Source organism: Actinocorallia lasiicapitis (genome assembly GCF_054778695.1).
In genome coordinates, this window is record NZ_BAAGZI010000348.1 from 1 (window position 1) to 6345 (window position 6345).

At 69.4% G+C, this 6345-nt stretch carries 7 protein-coding genes; 3 read left to right on the forward strand and 4 right to left on the reverse strand.

What is annotated here, in order from left to right; genetic code table 11:
• Positions 1 to 885 (reverse strand): serine/threonine-protein kinase (locus ACYVE7_RS27080; RefSeq protein ID WP_460368448.1); only part of this gene is annotated, 885 nt, incomplete at its 3' end.
• A 165-nt stretch (positions 886 to 1050) separates the two neighbouring features.
• Between ACYVE7_RS27080 and ACYVE7_RS27085 the strand changes: the two genes are divergently transcribed.
• Positions 1051 to 1521, forward strand: coding sequence for a 4'-phosphopantetheinyl transferase family protein (locus tag ACYVE7_RS27085; RefSeq protein ID WP_460368450.1), 471 nt, complete (start codon positions 1051 to 1053; stop codon positions 1519 to 1521).
• On the opposite strand, the gene ACYVE7_RS27090 is transcribed toward ACYVE7_RS27085, so the two are convergent.
• The 3 genes from ACYVE7_RS27090 to ACYVE7_RS27100 are packed head-to-tail and all read right to left on the reverse strand — an operon-like array spanning position 1518 to position 4047.
• The gene (locus ACYVE7_RS27090) at positions 1518 to 2363 is read right to left on the reverse strand and encodes an SDR family NAD(P)-dependent oxidoreductase (protein WP_460368452.1); all 846 of its coding nucleotides are present in this window, start codon (positions 2361 to 2363) and stop codon (positions 1518 to 1520) included. The genes ACYVE7_RS27085 and ACYVE7_RS27090 overlap by 4 nt on opposite strands.
• The gene (locus tag ACYVE7_RS27095) at positions 2360 to 3457 is read right to left on the reverse strand and encodes a ferritin-like domain-containing protein (protein WP_460368454.1); all 1098 of its coding nucleotides are present in this window, start codon (positions 3455 to 3457) and stop codon (positions 2360 to 2362) included. Before ACYVE7_RS27095 ends, ACYVE7_RS27090 begins: the two co-directional genes overlap by 4 nt.
• Positions 3458 to 3471: 14 nt before the next feature.
• The gene (locus ACYVE7_RS27100; RefSeq protein ID WP_460368456.1) at positions 3472 to 4047 is read right to left on the reverse strand and encodes a TetR/AcrR family transcriptional regulator; all 576 of its coding nucleotides are present in this window, start codon (positions 4045 to 4047) and stop codon (positions 3472 to 3474) included.
• 107 nt (positions 4048 to 4154) lie between these two features.
• On the opposite strand from ACYVE7_RS27100, the gene ACYVE7_RS27105 reads away from it, so the two are divergent.
• Positions 4155 to 5591 (forward strand): flavin-containing monooxygenase, encoded by a 1437-nt coding sequence (locus tag ACYVE7_RS27105; RefSeq protein WP_460368457.1) that lies wholly within the window; start codon positions 4155 to 4157, stop codon positions 5589 to 5591.
• A gap of 13 nt (positions 5592 to 5604) precedes the next feature.
• On the forward strand, positions 5605 to 6345 hold a 741-nt coding region (locus ACYVE7_RS27110), incomplete at its 3' end, for a hypothetical protein (RefSeq protein WP_460368459.1).

Consider the following 6345-nt stretch of genomic DNA (forward strand, 5'->3'; position numbering starts at 1 on the left):
CGGGACGGTCGGCTGGACGGGTGGGGCCGGCGGCTGCCAGGCCGCCTCGACGGCCTCGGTGGCGCGCGCCTCGCCGGGACCGCCCACCATCTGCAGCAGCAGATCACGCGCCGACGGCCGGTTGGCGGGGTTCTTGTCGAGGGCCCGCCGCACCAGGCTGAGCAGCGGCTCGGGCACCCCGTCGAGGTCGGGTTCGCCGTGCAGGATCCGGCTGGCCATCGCGATCGGCTCGCCCGTGCCGAACGGATGCCGGGCCCGCGCCGCGAACGCGACCAGGCAGCCCCACGTGTAGACGTCGACGGCCGTGGTGGTCGCGTCGCGCAGGAGCTGTTCGGGCGCGATCCAGCCGGGGCTGCCGATGAGCTGGCCGGTGCCGGTGAAGCCCGTCGTCTGGTCGAGGGCCCGCGCGATCCCGAAGTCGATCACCCGTGGCCCCGACACCGACAGGATCACGTTGGACGGTTTGAGGTCGCGGTGGATCAGCCCGGCCCCGTGGATGGCGGTCAGCGCGGCCGCCACCCCCACGGCCAGCCCCTGGAGCGTGCCGTACGACAGCGCGCCGCGCCGGGTGACATGGTCGAGCAGGGTCGGCCCGTCGATGTACTCGGTGATCAGATAGGGACGGCCTTCGTGCACGCCGGAGCCCAGCATGGCGGCCGTGCAGAACGACGCGACCCGCTGGCCCGCGGCGACCTCGGCCGCGAACCGTGCGCGGAAGCCGGGGTCGGCGCCGAGCTCCGCGCGGATCACCTTGACGGCGACCTGCTCGGAGTCCCTGCGCCCGAGGTAGACGGCGCCCATGCCGCCCGCGCCCAGCCGGCCGACGATGGTGAACGGGCCGATGGTGCGGGGATCCTCGCGCGTGAGGGCTTCAACGTTGGTCACACTAGTGTGATGAGCGTGCGGGAACTCGGGTTCGGATTGCGGATTCACTGGGCGAACACCTCCGATAGCGATTCGTCCGACCTGTCCCTCTTGGATGGGGTCGAAGAGGAACGTCGGGCCGCCTATCTTCGCGAGGATGACAGACGTCGCTTCACTCTGGGTGTCGTGTGGGCCAAGCGTCTAGTGGCGGAACGGACCGGGCTCGCTCCGGAGAAGGTCGTCCTGGACCGGTCGTGCGAGGACTGCGGCCGTCCGCACGGCAGGCCGCGCCATCCGGGCGTCCACATCTCGGTGACGCATTCGGGCGCGCTGGCCGGGATCGCGGTCGCGGACGTGCCGGTCGGCCTGGACGTCGAGCAGCGCGACCGGCCGATGACCGAGGTGGCCTCGCACGTCCTGTCGCCGCGCGAGCGCCCCGGTGACCTGCACGTCTACTGGACCCGCAAGGAGGCGCTGCTGAAGGTCACCGGCGACGGCCTGCGCGTCCCGATGACCGATCTGACCCTTTCGGCCCCCGACGAACCGCCCGTCCTCCTCGACTGGGCGGGCCGCCCCGGCCTCGCGGCCCGGATCAGGCTCTACGACCTCGATCCGGCGCCCGGCTACGCGGCGGCCCTCGCGCTCATCGTGAGCTAGAACCCGGCCGGGATCCGGGCGATCAACCGGCTGACGGACGGAGCGAACCGGGACGCGTAGTGCGAGAGATGCCCCTCGAGGTTGATCGAGACCACGGCCTCGTTCCGCTCGACGGCCTTGATGATCCGCGCCGCGACCTTCTCCGGCGGGTAGCCGCGCAGCTTGAGCCCGCGTTCACCGCGCTTGTGCATCTTCGCCGCGACGTCCGCGGGCACCCCCGACGCGACCCGCGCGTTGGACGCGATGTTGGTGTTGCTGAACCCGGGGCAGATGCAGGTGACCCCGATGCCCTCGGACGCCAGGTCGGCGCGCATGCATTCCGACAGCATCCGGACGGCGGCCTTGGTCGTGCAGTACGACGGCAGCGACCGGACCGGCGCGTAGCTGGCGGCCGACGCGATGTTCACGATGTGGCCGGAGCGCTGCTTCTTGGGCAGCGTGCTGTTCCGCTCGGCCATCTGCCGGCCGAAGATCCGCGATCCGTTGACCACCCCGGTCAGATTGACCCCGATGATCTTCTCCCAGTCCTCGAACGAGGTGTCGAGGAACGGGCCGGTGACCGCGATCCCGGCGTTGTTCATGACCAGGTCGGGCACGCCGTGCTCGTCCTTGACGGCCGCCGCGAACTTCTCCATGGCGTCCGGGTCGGCGACGTCGACGGTGTAGGCGGCGCCGCCGGGCCCGAGCAGCCCGGCCAGTTCGACGGTCCGCTCCGCGCCCGCCAGATCCAGGTCGGCGGCGATGATCTTCATCCCGCGCTCGGCCAGGGCGAGTGAGGTCACCCGCCCGAATCCGCTGGCCGCACCCGTGATCACGGCCGTCCGGCCCTGGAATTCCTTCACCCGCGTGCCTCCTCGATGATCGTGTCCACTTCGGTTCTGCGTTCGGCCTCTTCGGCCGCGAACCGTTCCGCGTCGAGCTGGTCGGCGCGTTCCTCGTCGGCGCGCATCAGCGCGTCGAGATCCTGGCGGGCCAGATCGATGACGTCCATGTCGACGTAGGCCTGCTGGACGCGTTCGCTCCAGAGCCCGATGTCGCGCACGCACGGCACGATCCGGCTGAACAGGAAGCTCTGGTACATCGTCATGAAGCGCGAGCCGTCGATGACCTTGCGGACCTCACGGACGGGCAGCCCGAAGTGCTCCCAGACCTCGGTCTGCCGGAGCCTGTCCTTCATCAGATGGCAGCCCTCGATCACGAAGTCCTCGCGTTCGCGCAGTTCGGGGGCGCTCAGCTCGCGGTAGTGGTCGCGCAGCGCCATCCGGCCGAACGCGACGTGGCGGGCCTCGTCCTGCATGACATAGGTGAGGATCTGCTTGGGCAGCGGCTGGGTGGTGATGTCGCGGGCGACGCCGAACGCGGCCAGCGCGAGGCCCTCGATCAGCACCTGCATCCCCAGGTAGGGCATGTCCCAGCGGCTGTCGGTCAGGGTGTCCTTCAGTAGGAGCTGGAGCTGGTCGTTGATCGGGTAGACCAGGTCGAGCTTGTCCAGCAGGAACCGCTGGAAGGTCTCGACGTGGCGCGCCTCGTCCATGGTCTGGGTGGCGGAGTAGAACTTGGCGTCCAGGTCGGGGGCGGCCTCGACGATCCGGGCCGCGCAGATCATCGCGCCCTGTTCGCCGTGCAGGAACTGCGAGAACTGCCAGGACGCCTGGTGGTGCCGGAGCTGCTTGCGGCCGGATTCACCGAGTCTGTCCCACCAGACGGTGCCGTAGATGGGGCTGGACTGGTCGGGCACCCCGAACGCGTTGCAGGGGTCGACCTCGATCGACCAGTCGATGCGCTTGGCGGCGTCCCACTGCCTGTCCTTGCCCTTCTGGTACAGGTTGAGCAGTTGCGCCCGGCCTTCGTCGTACTCCCAGGTGAACCGGGCGTCGCCCGACATCGGGATCTCCCACATGACGGCCCTCTCGCCGACGTACAGTGTACGAACCATCTGTACGGTGACACTTACCGAGACGGGGTGTCAAGAAGGCTCTTCAGCCCGTCCCAGCAGAAGTCGAGGGTGTAGGAGGCGGCCTTCTCGGGGGAGGCGCCCTGGTGGGACGCCCAGAGCGAGATCCGCTCGCAGGCCCCGATGATCAGTTCGGTGTAAGCGGAGACACGTTCGGCTTCGAGGTGCGGCGCCCACAGTGAGATCACCGGCGCGATCAGGCCGTGCTGCTGGCGGCGGACCGACTCGATCGCCTCGAACGACGCCGCCGCCGGCTCCTGGAGCAGGACGGCGAACGAGCGGCTGTGCACGGTCGTGAAGGCGTAGTAGGCGACCAGGCCGCGTTCCAGGATGTCGCGCGGATCGGTGCCGAGCGCCATGGCGGCGGTCGTCACCTCATACAGCTCGGCGCGGGCCCGGTTGACGGCGGCGAGCAGGAGGCCGTCCTTGGAGCCGAAGTACTCGTAGATCAGCGGTTTGGAGACCCCGCAGCGCTCGGCGATCTCGTCCATGGTCGCCGAGGTGAAGCCGCGCTCGGCGAAGACTTCTTCGGCGACGTCGAGCATCTGCTGCTCGCGATCTGCCCGAGACATCCGCTTTCTTGTGCTCCTGGTCACAAGGCCTTACCCTACCATTGGTAACTTACTCGGGGTAACTTACTCCTCGTACTAGACAATGCGACTAATAAGTAGGGACGGTCATGAGCGAGTCGATCGTGATCATCGGAGCGGGCTTCGCGGGGCTCGGAATGGCCATCCGCCTGCGCCAGCAGGGCTTCGACGACTTCGTCATCCTCGAGAAGTCATCGGACCTCGGCGGCACCTGGTGGGACAACACCTACCCCGGCTGCGCGTGTGACGTCCCGTCGCCGATGTACTCGTTCTCGTTCGAGCTGAACAAGAACTGGTCGCGGCTGTTCTCCCCGCAGCCGGAGATCCAGCGCTACCTCGACAAATGCGCCGACAAGTACGACATCCGGTCGCGGATCCGGTTCGGCACCGCGGTCGTGGGCACCGACTGGGACGACGCCGAGAAGCGCTGGAACGTCCGGCTCGCCGACGGCACCACCCTCACCCCGCGCGCCGTCGTCTCCGGCATGGGCGCGCTGCACCACCCCAGCTACCCCAACGTGCAGGGGATGGCGAACTTCAAGGGCGAGGCGTTCCACTCCGCCCAGTGGAACCACGACTACGACCTGACGGGCAAGCGCGTCGCCGTCATCGGCACGGGTGCCAGCGCCATCCAGTTCGTCCCGCAGATCGCCAAGCAGGTCTCCCGGCTGACCGTCTTCCAGCGGACCGCCCCCTGGATCCAGCCGAAGCCCGACTTCGCGCTGTCCGGTGCGTTGAAGGTGCCGGGTGTGGCGCGCGCCGTCCGCAACGGCATCTACTGGGGGCTGGAGGCCCGCGCCGTCGGGTTCGCGCTCGACCCGCGCCTGTCGGCGCCGCAGAAGTCGATCGCGATGAGCCACATCAAGCGCCAGGTCAAGGACCCCGAGCTCCGCGCCAAGGTCACCCCCGACTACACGATCGGCTGCAAGCGGGTCCTGCTGTCGAACGACTACTACCCGGCGCTGTCGCGTGCCAACGTCGACCTGCGCACCGAGGGCATCGCCGAGATCCGCGAGCACTCCATCGTCACCGTGGACGGCGAGGAGATCGAGGTTGACGCCATCATCTACGGCACCGGCTTCAAGGTCGTCGACGCGATGAGCGAGTGGCACATCAGCGGCCGCGACGGCATCAAGATCCAGGAGGCGTGGGCGGACGGCATCGAGGCCCACCACGGCGTCACGGTGCCGGGCTTCCCGAACTTCTTCGTCCTGCTCGGCCCGAACACCGGCCTCGGCCACAACTCGGTCGTCTTCATGATCGAGGTCCAGGTCAACCACATCCTGAGCCTGCTGAAGCTGCTGTCGGACCGCAAGGCCACCACGGTCGAGCCGAAGCCCGAGGCGATGCGCGCCTACAACCAGAAGATGCACCGCCGCCTCCGCAAGGCGGTCTGGAACGAGGGCGGCTGCCAGTCCTGGTACCTCGACGAGCAGGGCGTCAACCGCTCCCTGTGGCCCGGATTCACCTTCGAGTACTGGCTCGGCACCCGCAAGGCCAACCCCGCCGAGTACACCGTCGCCTAACTAGGCTGGCGGGATGCAGCAGTTCAGGTTGACCGTGAGCGATCTGGCGGGGGCGCTGTTCGCGTTCTCGCCGGTGGAGGCCGCGGTCGCCTCGCTCCGGGTGCGGGCCTACGCGGGCCGGTACCCGGAGCATCTGCCGTTCGTGCGGGCCACCGCGCAGGCCTACGGGCGGCTCGACACCGAGCTGCTCGACCGGCTGCTCGGGCCGACCAGGTGGAGCCCCGACTTCGTGACGCCCCGGCCCGTCGCCGGCCGGACCCTCGCGGACGAGCTGGAGATCATTCTCCGGACCCCGCCGGACACGGTGCGGACCCATTTCCTGGACGCCTACCACGGGCATCCGGTGCCCCCCGTGCTGAGCGGGCCGGTCGGGCCGCTGCTGGAGCGGATCGTCGCGGCGCTGGCGGCCTACTGGGAGGCGTGCATCGCGCCGTGGTGGCCGCGGATCGAGGCCGTCCTGGAGGGCGACGTGATCCACCGGGCCAGGGAGCTGGCCAGGGGCGGTTCGGCGGCGATGCTGGAAGGGCTGGGGCCGAACGTCGCCTGGGACGACAGCGGCACCCTGACCCTCACCTACCCGTTCGAGGTGCCGTCGCTCGACGCCGAGGTGGCGCGGCGAGGGCTGGTGCTCAGCCCGTCGTGCTTCGTGCGGCAGGCCGTCAGCACGGTCAGCGAGGGCGAACTGCCCGTCGTGATCTATCCGGCGCGCGGCCGCGCCACCGTCTGGGACTCCGCGCCGCCGCCCGCGCCCGCC

What these genes read in the sequence shown, in the direction of transcription:
- ACYVE7_RS27095 (WP_460368454.1), bottom strand. Translation starts at nt 3,457, where the DNA reads ATGGTTCGTACACTGTACGTCGGCGAGAGGGCCGTCATGTGGGAGATC.
- ACYVE7_RS27100 (WP_460368456.1), bottom strand. Translation starts at nt 4,047, where the DNA reads ATGTCTCGGGCAGATCGCGAGCAGCAGATGCTCGACGTCGCCGAAGAA.
- ACYVE7_RS27105 (WP_460368457.1), top strand. Translation starts at nt 4,155, where the DNA reads ATGAGCGAGTCGATCGTGATCATCGGAGCGGGCTTCGCGGGGCTCGGA.